The organism is Microlunatus panaciterrae, from assembly GCF_016907535.1.
Lineage (GTDB): Bacteria > Actinomycetota > Actinomycetes > Propionibacteriales > Propionibacteriaceae > Microlunatus > Microlunatus panaciterrae.
On the sequence record NZ_JAFBCF010000001.1, the window covers coordinates 977,592 to 1,003,964 of the forward strand.

The 26,373-nt window shown below is 67.6% G+C and carries 23 protein-coding genes; 7 read left to right on the forward strand and 16 right to left on the reverse strand.

The features are described 5' to 3' along the window. Positions 1–111 precede the first annotated feature (111 nt). Both dapD and JOE57_RS04340 read left to right on the forward strand, forming a co-directional pair. Positions 112–1,059 (forward strand): 2,3,4,5-tetrahydropyridine-2,6-dicarboxylate N-succinyltransferase, encoded by a 948-nt coding sequence (dapD, locus tag JOE57_RS04335; RefSeq protein WP_204916565.1) that lies wholly within the window; start codon positions 112–114, stop codon positions 1,057–1,059. 39 nt (positions 1,060–1,098) lie between these two features. Beyond that, positions 1,099–1,914, forward strand: a complete 816-nt coding sequence (locus JOE57_RS04340) for a hypothetical protein (protein WP_204916566.1) — start codon at positions 1,099–1,101, stop codon at positions 1,912–1,914. A gap of 38 nt (positions 1,915–1,952) precedes the next feature. Here the strand turns inward: JOE57_RS04340 and dapC are convergent, their stop codons facing one another. Both dapC and fdxA read right to left on the reverse strand, forming a co-directional pair. Further along, positions 1,953–3,074, reverse strand: coding sequence for a succinyldiaminopimelate transaminase (dapC, locus tag JOE57_RS04345; RefSeq protein ID WP_338041146.1), 1,122 nt, complete (start codon positions 3,072–3,074; stop codon positions 1,953–1,955). After that, positions 3,071–3,397 carry a ferredoxin gene (gene fdxA, locus JOE57_RS04350; protein ID WP_204916567.1) on the reverse strand — a complete coding sequence of 109 codons (327 nt, stop codon included), beginning with the start codon at positions 3,395–3,397 and terminating at the stop codon, positions 3,071–3,073. The genes dapC and fdxA overlap by 4 nt, the downstream gene beginning before the upstream one ends. Before the next feature lie 115 nt (positions 3,398–3,512). Here fdxA and JOE57_RS04355 point away from each other — a divergent pair, with 115 nt between their 5' ends. Continuing rightward, positions 3,513–4,505 carry a GNAT family N-acetyltransferase gene (locus tag JOE57_RS04355; RefSeq protein WP_204916568.1) on the forward strand — a complete coding sequence of 331 codons (993 nt, stop codon included), beginning with the start codon at positions 3,513–3,515 and terminating at the stop codon, positions 4,503–4,505. Here JOE57_RS04355 and JOE57_RS04360 read toward each other — a convergent pair. The 11 genes from JOE57_RS04360 to aceA form a co-directional block, all read right to left on the reverse strand. After that, a complete protein-coding gene (locus JOE57_RS04360) occupies positions 4,477–6,285 on the reverse strand; it encodes a VanW family protein (protein ID WP_204916569.1) in 1,809 nt (602 codons plus the stop codon). The genes JOE57_RS04355 and JOE57_RS04360 overlap by 29 nt on opposite strands. Before the next feature lie 17 nt (positions 6,286–6,302). Then, entirely contained in the window at positions 6,303–6,842 is a 540-nt protein-coding gene (locus JOE57_RS04365) for a flavin reductase family protein (protein WP_204916570.1), read from the reverse strand. A gap of 5 nt (positions 6,843–6,847) precedes the next feature. After that, positions 6,848–7,774 carry an N-acetyl-1-D-myo-inositol-2-amino-2-deoxy-alpha-D-glucopyranoside deacetylase gene (gene mshB / locus JOE57_RS04370; protein ID WP_338041147.1) on the reverse strand — a complete coding sequence of 309 codons (927 nt, stop codon included), beginning with the start codon at positions 7,772–7,774 and terminating at the stop codon, positions 6,848–6,850. A gap of 136 nt (positions 7,775–7,910) precedes the next feature. After that, the gene (locus JOE57_RS04375; protein WP_204916572.1) at positions 7,911–8,915 is read right to left on the reverse strand and encodes an ABC transporter ATP-binding protein; all 1,005 of its coding nucleotides are present in this window, start codon (positions 8,913–8,915) and stop codon (positions 7,911–7,913) included. Next, complete coding sequence (locus tag JOE57_RS04380) at positions 8,912–10,066, reverse strand: ABC transporter ATP-binding protein (protein WP_204916573.1); 1,155 nt, start codon at positions 10,064–10,066, stop codon at positions 8,912–8,914. The genes JOE57_RS04375 and JOE57_RS04380 overlap by 4 nt, the downstream gene beginning before the upstream one ends. Before the next feature lie 8 nt (positions 10,067–10,074). After that, complete coding sequence (locus tag JOE57_RS04385) at positions 10,075–10,971, reverse strand: ABC transporter permease (RefSeq protein WP_204920209.1); 897 nt, start codon at positions 10,969–10,971, stop codon at positions 10,075–10,077. Between the two features lie 43 nt (positions 10,972–11,014). After that, entirely contained in the window at positions 11,015–11,935 is a 921-nt protein-coding gene (locus tag JOE57_RS04390) for an ABC transporter permease subunit (RefSeq protein ID WP_204916574.1), read from the reverse strand. A 106-nt stretch (positions 11,936–12,041) separates the two neighbouring features. Further along, complete coding sequence (locus JOE57_RS04395) at positions 12,042–13,676, reverse strand: peptide ABC transporter substrate-binding protein (RefSeq protein WP_204916575.1); 1,635 nt, start codon at positions 13,674–13,676, stop codon at positions 12,042–12,044. 198 nt (positions 13,677–13,874) lie between these two features. Beyond that, the gene (gene pepN, locus JOE57_RS04400) at positions 13,875–16,337 is read right to left on the reverse strand and encodes an aminopeptidase N (protein WP_204916576.1); all 2,463 of its coding nucleotides are present in this window, start codon (positions 16,335–16,337) and stop codon (positions 13,875–13,877) included. Positions 16,338–16,585: 248 nt separating this feature from the next. After that, positions 16,586–18,280, reverse strand: coding sequence for a malate synthase A (aceB, locus tag JOE57_RS04405; protein ID WP_204916577.1), 1,695 nt, complete (start codon positions 18,278–18,280; stop codon positions 16,586–16,588). Positions 18,281–18,302: 22 nt separating this feature from the next. Then, positions 18,303–19,649 carry an isocitrate lyase gene (aceA, locus tag JOE57_RS04410; RefSeq protein ID WP_204916578.1) on the reverse strand — a complete coding sequence of 449 codons (1,347 nt, stop codon included), beginning with the start codon at positions 19,647–19,649 and terminating at the stop codon, positions 18,303–18,305. A gap of 157 nt (positions 19,650–19,806) precedes the next feature. Here aceA and JOE57_RS04415 point away from each other — a divergent pair, with 157 nt between their 5' ends. Next, a complete protein-coding gene (locus JOE57_RS04415; RefSeq protein ID WP_204916579.1) occupies positions 19,807–21,351 on the forward strand; it encodes a helix-turn-helix transcriptional regulator in 1,545 nt (514 codons plus the stop codon). A gap of 49 nt (positions 21,352–21,400) precedes the next feature. Further along, positions 21,401–22,591: a GNAT family N-acetyltransferase gene (locus JOE57_RS04420; protein WP_204916580.1), complete on the forward strand. Its 1,191-nt coding sequence runs from the start codon at positions 21,401–21,403 to the stop codon at positions 22,589–22,591. A 24-nt stretch (positions 22,592–22,615) separates the two neighbouring features. Here JOE57_RS04420 and JOE57_RS04425 read toward each other — a convergent pair whose 3' ends face one another. Next, positions 22,616–23,122, reverse strand: a complete 507-nt coding sequence (locus tag JOE57_RS04425; protein ID WP_204916581.1) for a dsRBD fold-containing protein — start codon at positions 23,120–23,122, stop codon at positions 22,616–22,618. A gap of 188 nt (positions 23,123–23,310) precedes the next feature. Here JOE57_RS04425 and JOE57_RS04430 point away from each other — a divergent pair, with 188 nt between their 5' ends. After that, complete coding sequence (locus JOE57_RS04430; protein WP_204916582.1) at positions 23,311–23,844, forward strand: flavodoxin family protein; 534 nt, start codon at positions 23,311–23,313, stop codon at positions 23,842–23,844. Between the two features lie 44 nt (positions 23,845–23,888). Continuing rightward, entirely contained in the window at positions 23,889–24,260 is a 372-nt protein-coding gene (locus tag JOE57_RS04435; RefSeq protein ID WP_338041393.1) for an iron chaperone, read from the forward strand. A 12-nt stretch (positions 24,261–24,272) separates the two neighbouring features. Here JOE57_RS04435 and JOE57_RS04440 read toward each other — a convergent pair whose 3' ends face one another. Beyond that, positions 24,273–24,959, reverse strand: a complete 687-nt coding sequence (locus tag JOE57_RS04440) for a hypothetical protein (protein ID WP_204916584.1) — start codon at positions 24,957–24,959, stop codon at positions 24,273–24,275. Between the two features lie 163 nt (positions 24,960–25,122). After that, positions 25,123–26,361 (reverse strand): alpha-hydroxy acid oxidase, encoded by a 1,239-nt coding sequence (locus JOE57_RS04445; RefSeq protein ID WP_239579175.1) that lies wholly within the window; start codon positions 26,359–26,361, stop codon positions 25,123–25,125. Positions 26,362–26,373 lie beyond the last annotated feature (12 nt).

A 26,373-nucleotide genomic window follows, 5' to 3' on the forward strand; every position in this document is an offset into this window, starting at 1 on the left:
ACTATCGGTCGGGTGATCGGACGCGATCGGCCGTCCGCGCTGGTCAGGCTCAGCTTCGTGGAGATCAACACCAGGTTTCGAGGGGTCGGACCACCCCTCTACAGTTGGGCCATGACCGAGACAGGAGTAGCACCCACCCCGCGGAAGGCCTGGGGCTGGGGATTGGCCAGCATCCACGACACCGGCCATGTTCTCGACACCTACTTTCCGGCTCCCCGGCTCGGGGAGCCCGAGGGCGTCGGTGCTCCCGAGAATCTGATGGCCGCCGTCGTGCAGGATGCTGTCCGTGGTGTCCGTACCGAGGCGGTACAGGTCATGGCGGACCTGGACCAGCCACCGGCCAACACCCCCGACGCGTACCTGCGGCTGCACCTGCTCAGCCACCGCCTGGTCAAGCCACGCAGCATCAACCTGGATGGCATCTTCGGCGCCCTGCCGAATGTGGTGTGGACCTCGGCCGGACCATGCGCTGTCGACGGCTTCGAGAAGGTCCGGATCCGGCTGCGGGCCGAGCGCGGACACCTGACTGTCTTCGGGGTGGACAAGTTCCCGCGGATGGTCGACTACGTCCTCCCCAGCGGCGTCCGGATCGCCGAGGCCGACCGGGTCCGGCTCGGTGCGCATCTGGCCGAGGGTACGACGGTGATGCACGAGGGCTTCGTCAACTTCAACGCCGGGACTCTCGGCAGCTCGATGGTGGAGGGCCGGATCTCCGCGGGCGTGGTCGTCGGCGACGGGTCCGACATCGGCGGCGGGGCCTCGATCATGGGTACGTTGTCCGGTGGCGGTACCGAGGTCGTCTCGATCGGCCAGCGCTGCCTGCTCGGCGCCAACGCGGGGATCGGCATCTCGCTCGGCGACGACTGCGTCGTCGAGGCGGGGCTCTACGTCACGGCCGGCACCAAGGTGACGGTCCCGGACGGTTCGGTCGTCAAGGCCAGAGCGCTCTCCGGCCGGAGCGGCCTGCTGTTCCTGCGCAACTCGGTCAGCGGCGCGATCGAGGTGCGCGATCGGCAGGGCAGGGGCGTCGAGCTGAACGCCGCCCTGCACGCCAACTGACCCATGGCCAAGGGAACAGCCAGGGCCGCCGGATGCCTGATGGTGGCCCTGTTGCTGCTCGCCCTCGCCGGCATCGCCGGCTTCCTCTATCTACGCCAGAAGGGGCTCGCCGACCCGGTCCCAGGTCAGCAGCGCTGCGTCGGCCGCTCTGGTGACGCCTCGGTCGCGGTGGACCTGGAGCAGGCCCACTACGCCTCCATCGTGGTGGGCATCTCGGTCGCCCGCGGTCTGCCGGCCAGAGCCGCCTCGATCGCGATGGCCACCGTCTACCAGGAGACCGGCATCCGCAACCTCGACTACGGTGACCGGGACTCGGTCGGGCTCTTCCAGCAACGCCCGTCCCAGGGCTGGGGCACCGAGCAACAGCTGATGGATCCCTACTACGCGACCAACCGCTTCTACGACGCGCTGGTCAAGATCAAGGACTGGCAGACGGCCGACATCAACGATGTGGCCCAACAGGTGCAGGTCAGCGGTCACCCGGAGGCCTACCGCCAGCACGAGACCAGCGCCCGCGTACTGGCCAGTACGCTCTCGGGACATTCGCCGGGGGGTTTCAGCTGTCTCGAGCGACGTCACAACCCCGGCAACGCCGACGGCCTGACCGGCTCGCTGAAGGACACGTTCGGCCGGATACCGGTCCAGCGCACAGGTCGCACCATCACAATCAACGCCAGCACCGACCAGCTGGCCTGGGCCTATGCGCACTTCGCTGTGGCGAACACCCGCTACTTCGGGGTGGTGACCGTCACCGTCGGCGACCGGCACTGGGAGGTCGACGGCTTTTCCATGCCGAGCTGGGCAGGTGCCACCCCGGCAGCCAAACAGCGGACCGTGGTCATCACGGTCCGCTGACGCTGCTGCCTGTTGACCCGCTGACTCCGCGGTCGCTACTAGCGGTCCAGCAGCCGCTGCGCAGCCGCCGCGACCCGTTCGTCGGTGGCCGTCAAAGCGACCCGGACGAACTCGCCAGCGGCATCCCCGTAGAAGTCGCCGGGTGCCACCAGGATGCCGTTCTCGGCCAGGAAGTCCACCGACGCACGGCAGTCCTCGCCGCGGGTGGCCCACAGGTACAGAGACCCCTCCGAGTGCTCGATGGTGAAACCGGCCCGCTCCAACGCCGGCTTCAGCACCCGGCGGCGCGCCAGATAGCGCGTGCGCTGGTCCTGGACGTGTCCGGAATCCTGCAACAGGGCGATCATCGCCTGCTGGACCGGGGCGGGCACGATCATGCCGGCATGCTTGCGTACCGCCAGCAGGTCGCCGACCACTTCCGGGTCGCCGGCCACGAAACCAGCCCGATAGCCGGCGAGATTGGAGCGCTTGGAGAGCGAGTGCACCGCGAGCAGGCCCTGGTGCGAGTCCCCGCAGATGTCCGGGTGCAGCACCGACATGGGCTCGGCGTCCCAGCCGAACTCGCCGTAGCACTCGTCCGAGGCGATCAGGGCGCCGCGCTGCCGAGCCCACCGGACCCTGGCCGCGAGCTCGTCCCCGGAGAGGATCTCGCCGGTCGGGTTGGACGGGGAGTTGATCCAGACCAATGCCGGCTCGAGGTCGCCCAAGGCGTCCAGGTCATCTGCCGCCACCAGCTCGCAGCCCGCGATCTGCGCACCTACGGCATAGGTCGGGTAAGCCATGGTCGGGAACACCACGACATCCCCGGGCCCCAACCCCAGCAGGGTGGGCAGCCAGGCGACCAGCTCCTTGGTCCCGATCACCGGCAAAGTGGCCTCGGGCAGCAGACCGACCGCGCCCCAGCGTTCCTGCAGGTAGCCGACGATCGCTTCCCGAAGCGCCGGGGTGCCGGACGTCAGCGGATAGCCAGGACTGTTGGCGGCGGCAATCAACGCCTCCAGGCCGAGCGATGGAGTCGGGTCCACCGGCGTGCCCACGGACAGGTCCACCATGCCGCCCGGGTGGGCGGCTGCGGTCGCCTTGGCCGCGGACAGCGAGTCCCAGGGGAAGTCAGGTAGGGTCGCCGCCAGACCCGGTCCCTTCCGCCGGGCCCCGCTCACTCGTCGTGCTCTTGCGGCGGCAGAGCGGCCACCAACGGGTGATCCTTGTCGATCACTCCGAGCTTGGCCGCACCGCCCGGCGAACCCAGGTCGTCGAAGAACTCCACATTGGCGTTGTAGTAGTCCTTCCACTCCTCCGGGGTGTCGTCCTCGTAGAAGATCGCCTCGACAGGGCAGACCGGCTCGCACGCGCCGCAGTCGACACACTCATCCGGATGGATGTAGAGCATCCTCTTGCCTTCGTAGATGCAGTCAACCGGGCATTCCTCAACGCAGGCACGGTCCTTCAGGTCCACACACGGCTGCGCGATGACGTACGTCACGGCTTCACTCCTTGGTCGTCGAGTGTGGCGCTGGGGTCTGAACGATGGTGCGCACCACACAGTTGTTCCCCTAGTATCGCGCCTCTGTCTCCTGCGCGCGAAGGCCCCTCCGTCCATGGACATCCCCGTTGCCCCACTGCCACCGGTCAGCCTCGGTGATCGGCTGGTAGTCCGCTACCGGCTGCCGGACGGCTCGGCGACGGACGTGATCGGCTGGGTGACCGCCCTCGACGCCGACTCGGTCACCCTGACCGGTCCAGCAGGCGAACAGCGGACGGTGTCACGGCCGACGATCATCGCGGCCCGCCCTCTGGCCGCGGTCTCCCGCGGACGTGACCCGCTGCGCGAGTCACCGGTGGTGCTGCAGCGATTGGCGGTGTCCGGCTGGGTGGCGGAGCAGCAGCCGCTCGGTGAGTGGATCCTCCGCTCGGGGGGCGGCTACACCGCCCGGGCCAACTCGTGTCTGGCTGCTGGCGACCCGCGGCAACCGCTGCCGGAGGCAGCCCAAGCCGTGGTGAGCTATGCCGAGGCGCACCACATCGACCCGCTGGTGCAGGTCATCGCGGGCTCGGCCGAACAGCACGCGCTCCGCGCGCTGGGGTGGCAGGACACCCACGCCGACACCCTGATGCTCGTGCAGCGGCTGGTTGACCTGGTCGGCGCGAACCCAACCCCGCAGCCCGAGGTGGAGCTGAGCGGCACGGTGACGGACCCTTGGCTCGACGCCTGGCTCGGGGTCCGGCCGAGCACGGCCAGCAAGGAGGTCGTTCGTCGAATCCTCACCGGCGAGGGTCCTCAGGCGTACGCCTCGATCACCCGGCACGGCCGGATCGTAGCGCTCGGCAAGGCTCATGTCCGGGCCGGCTGGGCCGGGCTGGCGGCACTCTGGACCGCCCCGGAGCAGCGCCGGCAGGGACTGATGACCAAGATCATCTCCACGCTGGGGCGGTGGTCGGCTCGAGAAGGGGCTCGGAGCGTCTATCTCCAGGTGCAGCAGGACAACACCACCGCGCTGGCCGCCTACCGCCGCCGCGGTTTCAGCCAGCACCATGCCTACGGCTATCTGGCAGCGCCGACGGTCAGCCGTTCGGGTCCTTCCCGCAGATGATCCTGTCGCCGGGTGAGTAGCGCCAGTGGAACTTCTCCCGCTTCACTTCCTTGCCGTCCTTGATGAAGGCCCGGTAGTAGTCGGCGTCAAAACCCTGGATCGGTTCCTGGTACTCACAGTCGGGCGCCTGGGAGTAGCGCGTGGTCCCCGACGTGAAGTTGGACCTGGTCGCCTCCGGCGTCCTGATTTCGTCCCATACCTGGGTGGACCACATCCGCACAGTGATCGAGCCCAGTGACCCTGGGCTTGACCGCTTGATGAACGCCTGCACGAGCACCCCGTGGCCGGTGTCGTTCTGGAACTTCAGGTCAATGGATCCCCAGTAGATCGTGGCCTCGCGTCCGGCCGGATAGCGCGGGAAGTACAACGAGTGGGGCTGGTGCTCCACGTCCTTCAAGCCGGCCTTGAACATCGCGTTATAGGTGGTGGTGGCACTCTGCGACACCCCGCCGCCGGTCTCCTTCTTCAGCACGCCACCAGAGATCACGTAGCCGTCGACGAAGCCGTTGGCCCTCGTCCGCTCCCCCAGCACCTGGTTCAGGCTGAATGTCTCGCCTGGCTTCAGGAGCGTGTTGTTGATCAGCTCTGCGGCTCGACCGATGTTGATGTTGCGGTAGTCGGCATGCGGGTAGGTGGTGGTGAACTCGCCGATCACCTCCTTCACGCCCAGCTTTCTGGCGCTCTCGGTGGTGAACTTCGCCTTGGCGCCGGTCAGCTCCACGGTGGCCGTCCGCGCGGCGCCGGATCTGGTCAGCACCGGCCAGACCGCCTTCAGCAGGCTCTGCTCAGACACCTCGGTGCCGTTCACCGCCGGCAGCACTTTCGGCCTGCCGTGGATGATCCTGACCGTCGCATCCCGCGGCTTGTCGATCTCGACCTTGCTGACCGCCGGCTCGGCGTTCTTTCTGAGCTTCCTGGCGTCCAGCCTGGGCTCGAGGGTGCCGTTCCGCGGCTCGAAGGTGATGGCGGACCCGATCATCGCCGGCGTCACCTGGAACTGCCCCGCGGACCCGGCCTTCACCGTAATGGGGGCGGCCACAGCAGGTCTGGCAAAACTGTTGACGACCTTGTCCGCCTCGGCTGTGGTGATGTCCGGCTCGGTGACGGCCGCTTCGAGCTTGATCACGCCGGGCGGCTGCAGGTAGTCGTCCTTGATCTGCTCGGCTGCCGCCTGCTGGTCGAGGACGACGGCATCGACGCTGCGGCCGCGGACGATCCTGCTGCCGGAGAAGGCGATGGTGGCGTTCCTGCCGCGTTGATCATGCTGCTTCGCCAGCGCTGCGACTGCGGCCTTGAGCTTCGGGGCGTCCACCGCCACCACGGCGTCGCTCGGCCGGCCACCAGTCAACACCCGCCAGATGTGTCGCGGGTCGAGGCTTCTACCGGCACCCGCCAGGTCGACACTCTGCTGGAGGTCGATGGACAGACCGGCTGCACCCGGGCTCACCTGGTCCTTCACGCCGTTGATGCTGACGGTGATCGGTGCGGCAGCCTCATCCTCCAGCTGGGCGGCCAGTTTCGCGACGGCTGCCTGACGGTCGAGACCGCCGACCGCGACACCGGAGATCACCGCGTTCCGGGGAAGCTTGTCACCGGCGACGAAATAGCCCGTTGCGTACAGGCCGATCCCCAGCAGGACCAGCGCTGCGATGACGAAGCCGACCCACCTTGTGGTCCGGCTGTTCTTCGCTCTCGGTGCTTTCTCTGGTTCGAAACTCCCGGGCCCTTCGACGATCGTGTCGTCGGGCGAGCCGGCGTGGGCGGGCTTCTGCGTGCTCAATACGGACCTAACTCATGTCAATAGGCATCGTTGTAGGTCCCCTGATAGTACGTCAGCGGCGCACGAAGCGAAGATTCCTCATCGGCCCACAGCACCGTCCCGACCACGATGGTGTGGTCCCCGGCGTCGTGGGTGGCCTGCGTCTCACAGTCCATCCAGGCCAACGCTCCGGTGAGCAGCGGAGAGCCGGAGAAGGGTGCAGGGGTGTGGCCCACCCGGTCGAACTGGGTCAGCAGATCACGGCCCGAGATGGCGAAATGCCTGGCCAGGTGCTGCTGGTCGTCGGCAAGGATGGAGACGGCCCAGCGCCCGGCGCCGAGCACCGCCGGGTGGAACCGGGCCCGCTTCGCCACACAGACCAGAACCAGCGGTGGGTCCAGCGACACCGAGCAGAAGGCGTTCGCCGTCATCGCGTGCGCGACCTGTTCGAACCTGCTGGTGACCACCGTCACGCCGCTGGCGAAGTGCGCCATGGCTCGCTTGAGGGCGTCAGCAGAGACCGGCTCCGGCTGGCCCGGCCCGTCGGCCGACGGGGAGAGCCGGTGCTGATGCGGCATCGCGGCTACTCGAGGCCGGCAAACAGGTCGTCGGCCCAGCCGTCCGTCTGCGGGAACGGCTGCCCCGCTGCGAGCCGGTAGAACTCCCGGGCCCAGGCCCGGTCTCCGAGCACCTTGGCCACCTCGAAGAACCAGCCTTCGGTCTCCACCTGCGACGCGTGTGCACGCATGGCCTCGATCTTCAGGTGGGCGTACGGCTGGCCGTCCACCTCGGCATCGATGGCCGAGTCGGGGCTCGCCATCGGCGGCATCTCGCCATCGGGGTCCGCGCCACCCCAGCTCTCGGTGTCACCCGCCGCACGCAGCAGCCGGATGCCCTCACGCATCTCGCTCTCGCTCATCGCCGTCCAGAGCACCCGCTGGATCGTCCACGCTGCGCCGAGATCAGGTCGGTAGGACGCGGCGCCGGCCAGGATGTAGGCATACATGGCGACCCGGTGGGCCTGGATGTGGTCGGGGTGACCGTACAGCCCGTACTCGTCGTAGGTGATCAGAACCTGGGGTCGGCGGTCGCGGATGACGGAGACCAGGTCGTTGGCCGCTTCCAGCAGGTCCGCAGTCCAGAAGATGCCGTCACGGAGGACGTCGCGTGCGACAGCGCGACGCTGCTCGTCCCAGGCCATGCCGGAATCCCGGTAGCGCCCGATGCCGCCCAGCTGCTGGAAATCGGTCACCCCGAGCACGCTCATAGCGTTGGTGAGCTCGCCGTGGCGATGCTGGCCGAGGTCGTCCTCCTTGTCGGCCGCCAGGTGGGCGATATCGGGGATGAGCACCTCGCCCTCCTCCCCCAGCGTGCAGGTGACCAGCGACACCTGGGCACCCTCGGCCACATACTTGGCCATCGTGACGCCGGTGCCGATCACCTCGTCATCGGGATGGGCATGGACCAACAACAGCCGCCGGGCGGACGGCTCAGCATTCACAGAAGTCACGATTGACACCTTACGTGTCGCCTCCGACCGCCGCCGAGGTGGACAGGCATCTCACGCGCCCCGACGCACCCTGAGCCACTCCGCGACGCGCCCTGAGCTCATTCCCACGCGCCCTGAGCCTGTCGAAGGGCGAAACTCAGACGATCTGCTTGGCCTCGGCGTAGTGACAGGCGGACTCGTGCTCGGACAACCCGTCCGGTCGCATGATCAGCAGCGGCTCGTCCACCGAGCACCGCTCCTGAGCCTTCCAGCAGCGGGTGTGGAAGCGGCAGCCGCTGGGCGGGTTGGCCGGGCTGGGCACATCGCCGGTGAGCACGATCTGCGCCCTCGACTCGCGCCGGGTCGGATCCGGCACCGGAACGGCGGAGAGCAGCGCCTGGGTGTACGGGTGTGTGGGTCGCGAGTAGATCTGGTCCTCATCGCCAAGCTCGACCATCTTGCCGAGGTACATCACACCCACCCGATCGGAGATGTGCCGTACCACCGACAGGTCGTGGGCGATGAAGACGTAGGCCAGGCCGAGCTCGTCCTGAAGCGATTCCAGCAGGTTGACCACCTGGGCCTGCACCGAGACGTCCAGGGCCGACACCGGCTCGTCGCAGACGATCACCTTCGGGTTCAGCGCCAAGCCGCGGGCGATGCCGATCCGCTGCCGCTGGCCACCCGAGAACTGGTGCGGGTAGCGGTTGATGTGCTCCGGGCTCAGCCCGACCAGCTCCAGCAGCTCCTGGACGCGCCTGCGCCGACCACTCCTCGGCACCACGTCACGGTGGATCTCGAACGGCTCGCCGACGATGTCTCCGACCGTCTTGCGCGGGTTGAGCGACGTGTAGGGGTCCTGGAAGACGATCTGGATGTCCCGCCGCAGCTTGCGCATCGCCGATCCCTTGCGGGAGTAGACGTCGACGCCGTCGAAGGTCAGCGTCCCGCCGGTCGGCTCCTCCAGCCGCATCAGCATCCTGCCGAGAGTGGACTTGCCACAGCCCGACTCGCCGACAATGCCCAGCGTCTCACCCCGGTGCAGCTCGAACGAGACGCCGTCGACGGCCTTGACCTGACCGACGGTCCGGCGCAGCACACCAGCCTTGATCGGGTAGTACTTGACCAGGTTCTCCGCCTTGAGGATGACCTCGCCGCTCATCGCAGCTCACCTCCTTCGTACCCCGTCCGTTCCGGCGAGGGAGCATCCTCGGACGCCAGCCCCGGCAGGTCCTCGCCGGTGACGTCCTGCAACCGGGTGATCTTCGGGCCGGTGCCGCTGACCAGCTCGTCGGCGAAGTGACAGGCGCTCATTCTGCGGTACCCGACCTCCAGCAGCTGCGGCGGCGGGTCCTCCGCGCAGATGTGCTGGGCATACTTGCAGCGGGGGTTGAACGGGCAGCCGGGCGGGATCCTGGTCAGGTTCGGCGGCAGGCCTCCAATGGCGGCCAGCTCCTGTCCCTTCTGGTCCAGCCGCGGGATCGACTCCAACAGTCCCTTGGTGTACGGGTGGGCCGGGTTGGCGTAGAGGTCGAAGACCTCAGCCTTCTCCACCAGCTTGCCGGCATACATGACCGCGATCCGGTCGGCCACGTCGGCCACCACACCGAGATCGTGGGTGATCAGGATCAGGCCCATCTTCCGCTCGGCCTGCAGATCCTGCAGCAACTGCATGATCTGCGCCTGTACGGTCACGTCAAGGGCCGTGGTCGGCTCGTCGGCGATCAGCACAGCCGGGTCGAGGGCGATCGCCATTGCGATCATGATCCGTTGTCGCATACCGCCGGAGAACTGGTGCGGGTACGCCTTGACACGTTGGGCCGCCCCCGGGATGGAGACGCGCTCCATCAACCGGACGGCCGCCGCCATCGCGTCGGACTTGTTGGTCCCGCGATGCTGGCGGAACATCTCGGCGATCTGCCAGCCGACCGGGAAGACCGGGTTCAACGAGGACAGGGCGTCCTGGAAGATCATCGAGATCTCGGCGCCGCGCACCTTCCGCCGGACGTTCTCGCTCAACGCGAGCAGGTTCCTGCCGCAGTAACGCACCTCGCCACCGGTGATGTAGCCCGGCGGGGTGTCCAGGATCCCCATCACCGCCTGGGCGGTGACGGACTTGCCCGAGCCCGACTCGCCGAGAATGGCCAGGGTCTCACCCTCGTGCAGCTCGAAGCTGACGCCGTTGATGGCCTTGGCCACGCCGTAGGCCGTGCGGAACTCGACATAGAGGTCGTCCACCTCGAGCAGCAACCCGTCGCGCGGCTGCCACTCACTGCGGCTGCCGAGCGTCTCGATCTTGGATGTCTGCGACATGTCGCCTCTCAACGGAGCTTGGGGTCGAGGGCGTCGCGGACGGCGTCACCCAGCATGATGAAGGCCAGCACGGTCGCCGAGAGGAAGAGGCTCGGGAAGAGCAGCATGTGCGGGGCCGCGCGGATGAGTCCGATCCCGGACGCCTCGGAGATGGCCAGCCCCCAGGAGATCGCCGGCGGCTGCAGTCCGATCCCGAGGAACGACAGGGTCGCCTCTGCGGCGATGTAGGCGCCCAGGTTGATGGTCGCCACGACGATGACGGGGGCGAGCGAGTTCGGCAGGATGTGGGACATGATGATCCGGCTCGGGCTCGCACCCAGGGCCCGGGCCGCCTGGACGTAGTCATTGGGTTTCACCTGCAGCACGCTCGAGCGCATGAGCCGGGCGATGCTGGGCCAACCGAGGATCCCGAGGGCGAGGACCACCTTGCCGACGACCAGCAGATAGGGCGTGTTCAGGTCGCTGGGGAAGGTGTACAGGATCAGGATGCCGCCGAGCAGCAGGGGGATGGCGAAGAACATGTCGCCGATCCGGCTCAGCAGCGCGTCAGCCCAGCCACCGAAGAACCCGGCGACGATGCCGATCACGGAGCCCAGCAGAGTGGTGAACAGGGTCGCGAAGATGCCCACCAGGATCGAAGACCGGGCACCGTAGATGGTGCGGGCGTAGACGTCGTAGCCCTGCCCGTCGAAGCCGAAGATGGCCTTGGCTGACGGCTTCTCGCGGGCGTGGGCGAGGTCGGCGTGGTATGGGTCGACACTGGTGAAGATCTGCGGGAAAGCCGCCATCACCACGAACAGCAGGATGAGGGCGAGCGAGATCCAGAAGAACGGCTTGCGGCGCAGCTCGCGCCATGCGTCGGCCCACAGCGAGGTGGCTTCGTTGCGGGTGTCATCGGCCGCCATCAGGGCGCCCGCGGCGCCGGTCGTCTCGTCGGCGGTGATGGGTTCAGTCATGGGAGATCCTCGGGTCCAGAACACCGTAGAGCAGGTCGACGATCAGGTTCATCACCAGGTAGACCAGCACCAGGCAGACCACGGTCCCCACCACCGAGACGCCGTCCTTCTGCTGGATGCTGCGGAAGAGGAAGCCACCGACCCCGTTGACGTTGAAGATCCGCTCGGTGACGATGGCGCCTCCCAGCAGGGCGCCGAAGTCGGCCCCGATGAAGGTGATGACGGGGATCAGCGAGTTGCGCAGGGTGTGCACACTGACCGTCCGGGCGCGGGTCAGCCCCTTGGCCTTGGCCGTACGGACGTAGTCGGCCCGGAGGTTCTCCACCAGGTTGGTCCGGGTCAGCCGGGCGACGTAGGCCACCGAGAGCGACCCGAGCACGAAGCCGGGCAGGATCAGCTGGTTCAACGTGCCCTGGGTGGCCGTCACCGGGAACATGCCGAGCCGGATGCCCAGCAGCAGCTGCAGCACGCTGCCGATCACGAAGACCGGGATGGAGATGACGAAGAGGGTGCTGACCGTGACCAACGTATCGACGAACTTGCCCTTGCGGATGCCGGCGAGCACCCCCGCGATGATGCCGATGACGATCTCGAAGGTGATGGCGATGACGGCAAGCTTGGCGGTGGTCGGCCACCGTACGGCCAGCTCCTCCGAGACCGCGTTGCCGAAGAAGTTGGTGCCGAGGTTGCCCTTGAGCACCTGCCCCATGTAGAGGACGTACTGCACGATCACGGGCTTGTCCAGGTTGTAGTCCGCCTTGAACTTGGCGATGTAGGCGGCCGGGCACGGTCTCTCCCCGCACCGACCGATGGTGGGATCACCGAGCGCGAAGACCATCACATAGATGAGAAACGTAGAGCCCAGCAGAACCGGGATCATCTGCAATATTCGCCGGACAACGTACTTGCCCACACCGAGGTCCTCTCCCTGCTCGGCGCAACACTGCGCCACTGGCCACAATAGTGTCGGCCCGCCGGAAGTTCCGGCGGGCCGACCAATCAGTCCACGTGTTTGCGGACTACTTCTTCTTGATGCTGACCAGGTCCAGCGTGCCGAACGCGGTGACCTTGACATCGGTCACGTTGTCCGACCAGCCGACCACCGTGGACGGGTACCACAGCGGCGCGGTCGGGAAGTCCTTGCCGAGCTGGGCCTCTGCCTGCTGGTACAGGCTGTTGGCCTCGTCGGGGGTCTTGGCGGCCGCCGCCTGGGTGAGCAGCTTGGCGAAGGTGGGGCTGTTGTACTTCGACCAGTTGGAGTCGGCGCCCTTGGCGTAGATCGGAGTCAGGAAGTTCTCGATCGACGGGTAGTCCATCTGCCAACCGCTGCGGAAGATGCCCTTCATGGTGTTGTCGTCGATCTTCTTCTGGAAGGTCGCGAAGTCCACCGTCGCCTGGGCGACGCACTTGATGCCCAGAGCGTTCTTGATCGAGTTGCAGACCGCCTCGGAGTATTCCTTGTTGCCGGCGCCGTCAGCGTTGTAGGTCATCGTCAGGGTGCCCTTGTAGCCACCTGCCGCGTCGAACGCCTTCTTGGCGGCTGCCGCGTCGAAGGTGCAGGAGTCGCCACAGGCGCCTTCCTTGTAGCCGTCGACGACTGGGGACACCCAGCCCGTGGCGGGGACGACCGTGCCGTTGAAGATCTTGTCGGCGATCAGCTTGCGGTCGATGGCCCGGGAGATGGCCTTGCGCAGCGCGACGTTGTCCTTGAGCTGCGGGTCGTTCGGGGAGAAGGTGATCCAGGTCAACCGGCCGCTCTCCTTGACCGCGTTGCGATCCGGCAGGTCGGACTTGTAGGCCTCGCCCACCAGCTGGTCCGGTGGGATCTGGTCGGTGAAGTCCAGGTTGTTGGCCACCACGTCCGCGTAGGCGGCGTTGGTGTCGGCGTAGATCCGGAAGGTGACCTTGTCGACGCTCGGCTTGAAGGCGCCGGAGTAGTCAGCGAACTTGCTCAGCACCATCTCTGTGGTCGACTTGCTGTCCAGCTTGTAGGGACCGGCACCGATCGGCTTGTCCTCGAACGCCTTCGGATCCTTGAAGAACGAGTCGGGCAGTGGCGAGAAGGCGGAGTAGCCCAGCCGAACCGGCAGGTTCGAGACCGGCTCGGTCGTCTTGATGGTGAAGGTGTAGTCGTCGACGACCTTCAGGCCGGTCATCTCCTTGACCTTCGGCTTGCCCTTGCAGTCCGGGTCGAGGCACTGCACGTCGCCGAAGCCCTCGAAGGGGGCGTAGAAGTAGCTGCCGGCCTGGCCGTTCGGGCCGTACGCGGTGTAGTTCCAGGCGTCAACGAAGTTCTTCGCCTTGACCTCGGTCCCGTCCTGGAACTTGTAGCCCTTCTTGAGCTTGACGGTGAAGCTCTGGTTGTCGCTGGTCTCGATCGACTCGGCGATGTCATTCGTGGGGGCTGCCGTCTCGGGGTCGTAGTGGACGAGCTTCGACGTCATAGCGTCGATCACGTTGCCACCACAGGTCTCGCTGGTGTTGCCCGGGATAAGAGCGACCTTCGGGGTGCACCCCCGGATCGTGATTTCCCCACCCGTCGATCCGGCACTCTGGCCGGTCTGCGGGGCAGTGCCGCCGCCACCGCACGCCGTCGCCACAAGGGCGAGAGACGCAAAGGCGGCTGCGGCCATCGCGCGAGTTTTTCCTCGCATGTGATGTCCTCCTCCAAGGGTTGTCCGGATCACGGACGCTGTTAGGTGCCACACGCGGACGTGTACAGGGGGCACGGTTGAACGCACTAGTTGTAGGTCATCAAACTATTAAGAGCAAGTCCTCGTGCGCAGGCGGCACAACACGCAACAAGATTGTGACCTGTCAGTATCTTGGCAGACATGGCGAGGCCAGGCGGCCTATCCGAACTTCAGCAGGGAAGTCACCGCCCGCCGGAGCTCGTCGGTGCCGTCCACCAGTGACCGGCGCAGCGGTGCGGCAAGGTCGTCGTTCCTCAGCGTCTCCTCGGCCAGTTTGAGGGTGCTCTCGTCCGCCGCGGAGAACGGGAAGGACAGCAGTGCCGCGCGGCCGAGCGCCCAGCCCGTGCGGAACTTGGCGGTGTCGACGATCTCGGCAAAGTACCGATCGACGTACGGGGCGGTGAGATCACTCTGGGACGGCTCGAAGAACCCGCGTGCGGTGGCGTAGACGGTGTAGGCGCTCGCCTCCGACGGGCGCATCAGCAGCTCGAAGGCCGCGGCCTTCGCCTGCTCGGTCGGCAGGCTGGCCCTCGCCCGAGCCGCGTGCGTGTGGGCGGCTGCCGACGGGTCGGCCCGGAGTGCCTCGTCGATCAGCGCCTCCTCCCCGGTCAGCAGGCTCAGCCGGCTGACCAGCGACCAGGTCAGCTCCGGGTCGAGACTCAGCTTTGGCGGCAGCTGCCGGGAGGCCAACCAGTCGCGCAGCAGCTGTGGGTCGTCACTGCTGCGCACGGCGATCCGGAACGCGGCCAGCTGACGATCAGAGCCCGGGCCGGAACCATCCAGGATTTCGCGTGCGGTCTGGTGCACCGCCCGTCGGCGGGAGGCCCTGATCGCCGGTGGGCAGTACGGACCGGCCAGCTCGGTCTGGGCGAAGGTCAGCAGATCGCGGACGACGATGTCGTGTGGTTCGCTGGGCACGGACTCGAGGATGATCTGCAGTGCCTCCGCCGGCGCCAGCTCGGCGTTGCGGACACCGTCGCGGATGCTGTTGTAGACGACGACCCGGGTCGCGTCGTCGGCGATGCCGGGCAGCAGCGGTCCCACCCTGGACCAGCCCTCCGCACCGAACCGGATCTTGGCCCAGGTCTCGTCGCCGGCGTCGGGGACGACGACGTATGCCGGCGCCGGGAGCGCGATCGTCGTCTCGGCTCCCGACACCAGAACCGGGGTGCGGAACAGCTCGGCACCGGTGCTGTCCAGACCCGCGACGCTGATCGCATGCGTCCGGTCGGCGGGTGCCTGGCGAGGTGGGACCCTGGCGATCCTGATCTGCTGCAGGTCCGGTACGGCGGTGAGGGTGTCGAGTCCGGCGGTCTGCAGCCAGCTCGCCGCCCAGCGCCCGAGGTCGCGGGCCCCGGCCCTGGTCCAGGCGGAGATCAGATCGGCGAACTCGGCGTTGCCGAAGGCATGCTCGGTGAAGTAGGCGTTCAGGCCGGCGAAGAAGGTCTCGTCGCCGAGGTAGCCGACCAGCTGGCGGAGCACGGCGGCGCCCTTGGCGTAGGAGATGCCGTCGAAGTCGTTCAGGGCGGACTGGGCGTCCGCTGACCCGTTGCCTGCCACCGGGTGGGTCGACGGTGCCTGGTCGGCGACGGACCCCCAGTCCTTGCGGAGGATGCCGAACTCCACCCAGAGCGGATAGTCGGTCGACTCGGTGCAGGCGCGGTGCGACATGTACTCGGCGAAGGACTCGTTCAGCCACAGGTCATCCCACCAGCGCATGGTGACCAGGTCCCCGAACCACATATGCGCCATCTCGTGGGCGATCGTGCCGGCCCGGGTCCCTCGCTCGGAGGTGGTGGCCGCAGCCCGGAAGATGTAGGAGTCGCGGAAGGTCACGCAGCCGGGATTCTCCATTGCGCCTGCGTTGAAGTCGGGCACGAACGCCTGGTGGTACTCGCCGAACGGGTAGCGCACGCCGAAGACCCGGTGGAAGTAGTCGAAGGACGCCTTGGTGACGTGGAAGATGTCGGCCGCCTCGGCGGCCAGGCTCTCCGCCAGCGAGGCCCGGACGTGGATGCCGAGAGGGATGCCGTCGTGCTGGTCGTACAACGACGCGTAGGGTCCGGCGACCAGCGTCACATAGTAGGACGACAACGGCCTGCTGGGAGTGATCCGCCAACGACCCTCGCCGACGCGTTCGCTCGGCCCGTTGCCCAGCACGGTCCAGTCAGCCGGCGCGGTGATGTCGAACGTATAGCTGGACTTGAGGTCCGGCTGGTCGAAGCAGCCGAACCATCGCGGCGCGGCGTCGAGGAACGACATGGCATAGAGGTAGGTCTGATGATCAGCTGGATCGACGTGCCGGTGCAGCCCCTCGCCGTCGCTGGAGTAGGCCATCAGACCGACCAGCACGAGGGTGTTCTGTGCAGCCAACTTCGGCAGCGGCAACCGACCGTCGGTCCAGCTGTCCGGGTCCAGCTCGGAACCGTTCAGCGTGGCGCCCAGCAGCTCGGCCCCCTTGAAGTCCACGAACGTCGACGACCCAGGACGCCCGCTGAAGGTGATGGTCGTCGTCGAGCGGAAGTGGTCACCGGCACCTGTCAGATCGAGGACGACGTGAGTGTGGTCGACGGAGACCAGGTCGGCACGTGTCTGTGCCTCGGACCGCAGCAGGCTGGGCATGGACAGAACCTAACCGGTCCCGGCCCGCTCAGGCCACGCACCCTGCCCGGACCCCGCGCTCTGAGTCTGTCGCAGAGCCGTACACGCGTGGCCCCTTCGACAAGCTCAGGGAGCGGACGCGTACTCCGAATCACGCGCTCTGAGCCTGTCGAAGAGCCCCTTCGACAAGCTCAGGGCGCGTGCAAGGAGCTCAGGGCACGTACGAGGAACTCACGGCGCGTGCGCGGAACTCATCGAGGGGAAGGAGGTCACGGAGTGACCCGATGGACCAGGTAGGTGGCGTAGGCGTAGGTGGTGAAGAAGGACGGCCAACGCTCGACCAGGCAGGAGTGCTCGAGGATGTCCCGGGCGGCGACCAGCCGGGTGTGCCGATCGGAGTCATCCGGGTCAGCCAGTCGCTCCATCTCCTGGTCGATGCAGGAGGCGACCAGCTCGTGGGTGATGGCGGTACCGTCGATGGTGACCGCCTGATGCCGGATCCACTGCCACAGCTGCATCCGCGAGATCTCCACGGTGGCGGCATCCTCCATCAGGTGGTCGATGGCGACCGCGCCCTGTCCCCCAACCCAGGCGGCGAGGTACTGCAGACTGACCCGGATGTTGGTCCGGACCCCGTCCATCGTGATCGTCCCGCCGACGTCACTCAGGTCGCCGAGTTGGGCGGCCGTCACCGAGACATCGTCACGACGCCTCCCCAGCTGGTGCGGACGCTCTCCCAGCACCTGGTTGAAGGCCCGGGTGCAGGTGTCGACCAGCAACGGGTGCGCCACCCAGGATCCGTCGAACCCGTCCGAGACTTCCCGCACCTTGTCGGCCCTGGTCCTCTCCAGGGCTGCGGCAGTCGCGGCCGGGTCATCCCGACCGGGCACGAAGGCGGCCATACCTCCGATGGCGTGGGCTCCGCGTGCATGGCAGGTCTTCACCAACAGCTCGGTGTAGGCCCGCATGAACGGCGCGGTCATGGTCACCTGGCTCCGGTCGGGCAGTACCCGGTCGGCGCGTTCCGCCGAGTTCTTGATCATGGAGAAGATGTAGTCCCAACGGCCGGCGTTCAACCCGGCGGAATGATCACGAAGCTCATAGAGGATCTCCTCCATCTCGAAGGCGGCCGGGAAGGTCTCGATCAGGCAGGTTGCCCGGATCGTGCCGTGCGGGATCCGCAGCTGCTGCTGTGCCCAGCAGAAGATGTCGTTCCACAGCCGCGCCTCGTGATGGGACTGCAGCTTGGGCAGGTAGAAGTAGGGACCCCGACCGGTCCTGATCAAGGTCCGGGCGTTGTGGAAGAAGTACAGACCGAAGTCGACGAAGGCCGCCGGGATGGCCTGCCCGTCAACGGTCAGGTGCTTCTCGCACAGATGCCAGCCGCGCGGCCGGACCATGATCGTCGGCGTCCGATCCACCAGCGCATAACGTCTGCCGTCGGGTGCGGTGAAGTCGATCTGTCGACGGATGGCGTCATACAGGTTGAGCTGGCCGTCCACAACATTGAACCAGGTCGGTGAGGTCGCGTCCTCGAAGTCGGCCATCCAGACCCGTGCACCCGAGTTGAGAGCGCTGACGGTCATCTTGCGTGACGTCGGACCGGTGATCTCACAGCGCCGGTCCTCCAGTCCTGGTCCGGGGTAGGCCACCCGCCACCCGGGGTCCCGACGGATCTCCTCCGTGTCGGGCCGGAAGGTCAGCTCCAGCCCGGCGTTGATCTTCTCGTGGCGCCTCCGACGGGCGTCCAGGATCTCCGCTCGGCGGCCGGCGAAGAGCCGATGCAGCTCGGCCACGAAGTCGAGTGCTGCCGGGGTCAGAATCTGCTCGAACCTCGGAGCCATCGCTCCGTGCACCACGATCCTGCCGGAGGGTGAAGGTGCCGAGGGGGTGAGGGTGGTTGCTGGGGCGGCCGGGGTCGGGGCGACGGTGGAGAGGCCGGGCCGTTGTTCGATGATCGTCATGTCAAGGTCCTTTTTCTGGATTTCAGTGGAACTGTTCGGTCTCGGTGGACCCGGCCAGCGCGGTGGTCTCGCTGTCGGGGTTCAAGGCGGTCGTCACCCGGTCGAAGTAGCCGGTGCCGACCTCTGCCTGGTGGCGGGTGGCGGTATAGCCGTGCTGCTCGTCAGCGAACTCGCGTTCCTGCAGCGCGACATAGGAGGTCATCCCGTTGTGCGCATATCCCCGCGCCAGGGTGTACATCGAGTGGTTGAGGGCGTGGAAGCCGGCCAGCGTGATGAACTGGAATCGGTAGCCCAGTGCGCCGAGCTCGTCCTGGAAGGTGGCGATCTCGCGGTCGCTGAGAGCGGCCTTCCAGTTGAACGACGGCGAGCAGTTGTAGGCGAGCAGCTGATCGGGGAAGTCGCGGTGCAGCTCGGTGGCGAACTCGCGCGCCAGACCCAGGTCGGGCTTCGCCGTCTCCACCCAGATCAGGTCGCTGTACGGCGCGTAGGCCCGGGCGCGGGCCAGCACCGGCTCCAGACCCTGACGCACTCGGTAGAAGCCTTCCGCCGTACGTTCACCCGTGCAGAACGGCTGGTCGACGGGGTCCACGTCGCTCGTCAGCAGGCCGGCCGCCAGGGCGTCGGTCCGAGCGATCACCAAGGTGGGCACGCCCATCACGTCTGCAGCCAACCGCGCACTGTTGAGCGTCCGGATGTGCTGGCGGGTGGGGATGAGGACCTTGCCGCCCATGTGCCCACACTTCTTCTCCGAAGCCAATTGATCCTCCCAGTGAACACCTGCGGCGCCGGCGGCGATCATCTGCTTCATCAGCTCGAAGGCGTTCAGGGGACCGCCGAAACCGGCTTCAGCGTCAGCGACGATCGGCGCGATCAGGGACGCCGGCTGGTCACCGGGACCACCCCGTTCGGCGCAGTCGATCTGGTCGGCGCGCAACATTGCGTTGTTCAGCCGCCGGACGACGGCGGGCACCGAGTTGGCCGGATAGAGGCTCTGGTCGGGATAGGTCTGGCCGGCCAGGTTGGCGTCGGCGGCGACCTGCCAGCCGGACAGGTAGATGGCCTCGAGCCCAGCCTTGACTTGCTGCACGGCCTGGTTTCCTGTCAACGCCCCCAGGCTCCGAACGAAGGGGCGCTGGTGCAGCAGCCGCCACAGTCGCTCGGCTCCGTACCGGGCCAACGTCTGCTCCTCCACCAGCGATCCGCGGAGAGCGACGACGTCGGCTGCCGTGTAGGTCCTCTGCACACCGGCCCAACGCGGGTTGGTGGCCCAGTCCCGCCGAAGCTCAAGCTCCGCCCGCCGGGCCGGGGTGACCGGCCCTGAGTCCGGTCGTGGGCGTTGGGTTTCGGTCGGGTTGATGGTGCTGGTCATGGGCTGCCATCCCTTCGTGGTCGGCGTGGGTCGGATGCTCTGGTTCGACTCTGGTCGCGACCCGCCCATGTCACAATCGACAGCCCCGGTCAAGAAGTCCGTTTCTTGCATCAAATGACCAGTTGTCCACAATCCGTTCCCGTGGTGAAATCACAGTATGCCCGCATCTCCCTCCGAGCCCACGTCAAGGAATGACTTTCTTGACGCTACTGCCCCCCGCAGACTCGTCTCCCCCGCTCCGGTCGCCTCGCTGACGGCCCGTGGTTCGGCCGGCGAGGGTCCGGATGCGCTGACCATCGGCAAGAGAATCCGGCACCGGCGCAAGAGCCGCGGTCAGACGCTGGACGCGGTCGCCCAGCGGGTGGGCATCTCACCGTCGGCTTTGTCCCTGATCGAGACCGGTCGCCGTGAGGCGCGGGTGTCGACCCTCGGTGCGATCGCCGCAGCGCTGGAGACGGAGCTGGCCGAGTTCCTGTCCGCCGATGCGCCCAGTCGTCGCGCCAAGCTGGAGATCGAGCTGGAGCGGGCGCAGCGGTCGGCGGAGTTCAGCGAGCTGGGCATCGGGCCGGTACGCACCGGGCCCAGGCTGCCGCTCGACGCGCTCGAGTCGCTGGTCGCGCTGCATCAGGCGCTGGCGGCCGTGAAGGCCGAACGTGACACCACCCCCGAGCATGCGCGGCGGGCGAACGCCGACCTGCGCGCCCGGATGCGCGCGTCCGACAACTACTTCCCGGAGATCGAACAGGCGGCGGACGCGCTACTGCGCAGGATCGACCACGAGGGCGGCCCGCTCACCCGCTTCGGCGTCACCCGCATTGCCGAGGTGATGGGTTTCACGCTGCACACCGTCTCCGATCTGCCGGCATCGACGAGGACGGTCACCGACCTGGCCGGCCACCGGATCTTCCTCCCCGCCGCTGACGGCGCCGAGCAGCGGACGCTGGCGCTGGCCGCACTCGGGCACATCGCCCTGGGCCATCGCCCGCCCGGCAGCTATGCCGAGTTCCTGGCCCAGCGGGTCGAGGTCAACTACTTCGCCGCGGCCACCCTGGTCCCCGAGCGCTGGGCGGTGGAGTTCCTGCAGCAGGCCAAGCTGCGCAAGGACATCGAGATCGAGGACCTGCGGGACCACTTCCTGGTCAGCAACGAGATGGCCGCCCACCGCTTCACGAACCTCGCCACCCGGCACCTGCAGATCCCCGTGCATTTCACTCGGATCAACGAGTACGGCGTCATCTACAAGGCGTACTCGAACGACGGTGTGCAGTTCCCGACCGACCCTTCGGGTTCGGTCGAGGGGCAGCGGGTCTGTCGCTACTGGACGTCTCGGCAGGTGTTCGAGCAGGCGGACTGGTCGGCGTCGTACCAGCAGTACACCGACACCCCCACCGGGACCTACTGGTGCACGGCCGCGGCCAGCCGCGGTGAGCGCGAGGCGACCTCGGTGGCGGTGGGCACCCCATACGAGCACGTGAAGTGGTTCCGCGGCCGCGGTACGCCGCACCGCGGCACCTCCCGGTGCCCGGACCCGCGGTGCTGCTCGACGCCCCCGGCCGAGCTGGCCGAACGGTGGGCCGGCCTGAGCTGGCCGAGCGCACGGGTCCAGTCGAACCTGCTGGCGGCGCTGCCGGCCGGAGCGTTCCCCGGAGTGGACGAGACCGAGGTGCTGGAGTTCCTCGACAGACAGCCTCGGGACCGCTGATCGCGTGCCCGGCGGCCGACGGCCGGCCATGATCGGCAAGGATGGTGCCATGAGCCTTCCGATCCGCATCTTGACCGAGACCGACGCCGAGACATCACGGCGACTCAGCCATGAGGCATTCGGCGCCCCGAGGACTCCCCCGACCGAGCCGGCCACCCTGACCACGGTGGGTCAGACGCAGTTCGGCGCGTACGACGGGGAGGTGCTGGCGGCCCGGACCATCGACCGCGAGTTCGACTCCCATTTCGGCGGTGCGCTGGTGCCGACCTCCGGTATCGCCGGTGTGACGGTCGTCGCCGAGTACCGCGGTCGCGGCCTGCTGACCCCGCTGTTCGATGAGATGCTCGAGCATGCGCGCCGACGCGGAGCCGTGATCTCGACGCTGTACCCGAGTGCCCCGCGGATCTACCGCCGGTTCGGGTATGAGGTGGTCGGCGACTTCTTCACCGTGCGCGTGCCGACCGCGGTTCTCTCCACCGTGCGCGCGCCGGGTTCCATCACCCTGCGCCGTGCGACAGCCGAGGACCACGACAGCATCAAGCAGGTGTACGACCGGTGGGCCAGCGCGCAGAACGGCCCGCTGAGCCGACGCGGAGTGTCCTTCCAGCAACCGGCGGCGGAGTTCCTCGCCCAGTACACCGGTGTCACAGTGGCCGTCGACGGGTCGGGGACGATCATCGGCTACGCCTGCTGGAACCGCGGCCACGGCACCAGCATGGACGAGACGTTGAGCGTCCTCGACCTGCTGGCCGACTCGGCTGACGGCTACCAGGCGCTGCTGAACATGTTCGGCACCTTCTCCAGCGTCACGGGTCACACGAGCATCGACACGTCCGGTGACGATCCCGCCCGGATGTTCCTGCCGTCCTTGCACTGGGATGTCACCCACGCCTCCCCCTACATGCTGAAGGTTCTTGATCTTCCAGGCGCCTTCGCCGCCCGCGGCTACCCGTCCTTCATCCGGGCGGACCTCGGCTTCCGGCTGGAGGGGGACTTCCTGGCCGGCAACGACGGCGGCTACCGGCTCCACGTCGACGCCGGGTCGGGCGAATGCGTGGCGCGCGATGACCAACAGGGCCCGGTGTTCACCGCCCGCGGGCTCGCGCTGGTCTATGCCGGCGTGCAGTCCTGTGCGAACCTCCGGACCGCAGGTCAACTGCGCGGTGGCACTCCTGAGACCGACGAGCTCTGGGACACCGTCTTCGGCGGCCGCCAACTGCACATCCGCAACTACTTCTAGCTGCGGCTCCACCCCACCGCCCGGTCAGGTGGCCCGGATTATCGGTTCCTCTCCGGTGGAGCCGGCGATGTCGGATGCGGCGGTCTCCAGCAGGGTGTCCGCCAGGTGCCGTAACGCCCGCGCGGCAGCCACTTCGTCGCCGATTCGCGCAACCGCCGGATCATGGCCGCTTCGATGGCTGAAGCCACGGGCGGTGAGTTCGACCGGGGTATCGCCGGACAGCACCGCAACGGCGCTCGTGTCGTCTCCCGACTCGTACACGGACACCCGCACCTGCCATTCGCGGACCCGGGCTGCGGTCCCCTCATGCACGGCGGCCGGCGGGCCGTCCGGGTCGTGCGGAGTCAGCTGGGCGGAGGTGCCGGGTCCGGGGTAGAACAGTCCGGTGTGTCCGTCAGTCCAGCGAACGAGATATGGCGGTCCGCCATCGGGTCCCTGGATCTCGAGCACCTCGCCGGTTCGCACCGCGACACCGGTCCTGTTCGAGGCGAGGAAGATGCGATCTCCCACTCTGGCCTGCGTTCGTGTCATGGCAGATCTCCTGTCGACTCAGCACTCGTCATCGATTGCGGACACCTTTTACGCTAGCCATTCGCGCTCGTACGCGGCAGGCCCGAAGGTCCCACTTTCGGGCCGGTCCAGCGGGACCTAAGCCTCTTGGCCGGCTGTCCGCAACCGATCATCGTTGAGGCAGATGCTCATGATCGGAAGGGACCGAGATGCACGCAGTCGTCGTCTATGAATCCATGTTCGGTGACACCCAGCAGGTCGCAGAAGCCGTCGCCGCCGGGATGACCGACGAGATGACCGTCGAGGTGGTCGAGGTGTCCGACGCCCCGCATCAACTGGCCTCAGACATCGATCTTCTGGTGATCGGCGCCCCCAGCCACGCCTTCAGCGTCAGCCGGGAGCACACTCGGGGGGAACACGCCCCGCGAGGCCAGGTCTCCTCGGGCTGCGCCGTCCGAGAATGGCTCGAAACGCTGCAGCACGAAGGCGACGTACCGTTTGTCGCCTTCGACACCAAGGCCGCACAGCCCGGACTGCCCGGATCGGCCACGCACGCCGCCGACCGGAGGCTGCAGCTATTGGGGTTTCAGCGGCTGGCGCCGGCCGAGACGTTCTTCGTCTCCGGTGTGGCCGGATCGCTGGTCACCGGCGAGGTCGCTCGGGCGACTCGATGGGGAAAGGTGCTGGCCCGGAAGGTCACCCAGCGGCTGGCCTCCGCTTCCGCCGGGCACGAAGAGGCCTGAGCCTTGCACCTGGTGATGATCATCAGCAGAGAGCCGGGTTGACAGTGCGCAGAGGCTACCCAGCAGCAACCGTCGAGGACTATCTGAGGGCCGTCCCGGAGCACCAGCGGGCAGCGCTCAGCCAGCTTCGCAGCATGCTGGTCGACCTCATTCCCGGCGTCGAGGAGGTGATCAGCTATCAGATCCCGGTGTTCAAGTATCGCGGCCGCGGCCTGGTGGGGATGTCGGCCGCGCAGAAGCACTGCAGTCTGCACCTGATGAGCCCGCGGTTGGCCCGAGCGATGGCCGACCAGGTGCAGGAAGGTCGGATGTCCGGGGCGACCCTGCAGTTCAGTGCTGACGCCCCGCTGAGCGAGGCCACCGTCCGGGCGATCGTCGAGCGCCGGATCGCCGAGGTCGAGCAGCAGCGCGGGTGACGCCTGTCGTTCCTACTGGTGCTGGAAGGTGGCCACCTTCAGAGTCTGCAGAACCGCCTCCTGGGTGCTTGCCTCGAACGTGCCGCTCGGAAGTCCGGACACGGTGATGTCCGCTGTCGCCGGCCGCATCGAGGTCCGGCTCAGGTCCATGGTCCACGAACCACCCACGGCGTAGCGCGAATGCGACCGCTGGGTCTCGAGCGGGCCGGTAGCAGCCCACCGCGTCGTCGCGGCGAGAGTGACTGTCACTCCATTCGGCACTTCCTCGCCCGTCTGCGGATCGAAGACGATCACCTGCGCCTCACAGGTGGGAATCTGCAGCGCTGCCTCGGACAGGTCGTCGGCAATGGTGAAGGTGAAGTCTTCGGTCACGCACCACAGCTCGGCCTGGTAGGGCTCATCCGCCGGCGCGATGCCGGGCATTATCAGTCCCATCGCCAGAATGGCGGGCTGACGCGTCCGTTCCGGCTTGGCGCCCGGCACCCGGTGAACCGTGGTCGCGTCCGCACCCATCGCGTACAACACTCTCGGTATGCCGACGTCGGGCTCCTGTCCGTCCTCGCTGAAGAAGGTGGCCTCGGCCGTCACGCCGGTGAGCGTGTACGACTCGTGGGTGACCCTGGCCGCGTTCGCTGGTCCCGCCAGTGCGGTGAGGAGGAGGACGGTGGCAACCAGGCCGAGCCACCGGAACAATCTCATCTGCGATCTCATCACATCCGCCTCTGCTCGCTGCGACTTCGGGCGGGCATCGACTCCCCTCCCCCGTGGTGTGCACGCTACGGATGCGCATCCGAGCCGCAACAGGGGCGAAGGTCCCGAGGCTCCGTCCTTCCCGACCGGGCCGGTTCCTGCCGACGAATCGTCACCTGTGCGGGTCTGCCGACCGCGACCTGCTCCAGGCAGCGGGCAACCGGAGGAAGGACCGGTCGAGCTCGGCGATGCCCGTGCAGCCCAGCAGCGTCAGGCATTCGCTGATCTCCTGCTGATAGATGTCCAGCACGTGCGTGACGCCGCGGTCTCCGGCTGCGGCTGCTCCCCAGACCCAGCTGCGGCCGATGGCAGCTGCCTTGGCGCCGATCGCAACCGCCTTGACCACGTCGCCCCCGGAGCGGATGCCGCTGTCCAGAACCACATCCAGCCGGTCGCCGACGGCGTCGACGATGGGCGGCAGCGCCCGGATGGAGCTCGACACGCCGTCCAGCTGCCGGCCGCCATGGTTGCTGACGAAGATGCCGTCCACCCCGACGCTGGCCGCGAGCAGCGCATCCTGCACGGTGGTGATGCCCTTGATGAAGAGCGGACCCTCCCATTGACGTCGGAGCCACGCGATGTCGTCCCAGGTGGCGCTGACGTTGGCGAGCTGCGTGTTCACGAGATCCTGATGCGACATCGCACTCGAGCCTTCGGCCATCCCCTCCAGGTTGCGGAAGCCGATCGGAGGACCGCGCAGCAGGCTGGCGAACCAGAAGGGGTGACGGACCACGCCGGCCGCATTGCGCAGCGTCACCTGGGGTGGGATCGACATGCCGTTGCGATGGTCGCGGGGCCGTTTGGCGTTGACCACCACGTCGACGGTGACGACAAGGGCGCCGCAGCCGGCCTCCGTGGCCCGATGCAGCAGGCTGCTGATGACGTCACGGCTGCGCCACATGTACAGCTGGAACCACAGCGGCCCAGTCGCCTCGGCGGCGATCTCCTCGATCGACCAACTGGACGCGGTGCTGATGGTGTAGGTCAGCCCGGCCTTGCCCGCCGCCCGGACGGCCGCCAGCTCGCCGTCGCCGCCGACGACGCGGATCAGTCCACACGGCGCCAACAGCAGCGGCATCGGCAGCCGCTGACCGGCGACCTCGGCCGTCAGGGACTGCTGGGAGACGTCCACCAGCGAACGCGGCTGCAGGGTGATCTCGGCGAGGTCGCTGACGTTCGCCCGCAGGGTGGTCTCCGTGCCGGCGCCGCCGTCGACGAAGTCGAACGCCATCTTGGGGAGCCGCCGCTTGGCCAGAGCCCGTACATCTGCCACGGTGGGAGCCCTGTCCAGCGGGTCGGTCGACAGTCCGCCGGCGACGAGCATGCGGGCGAGTTCGGAGACGGCGGACATTCTGGGCACTGG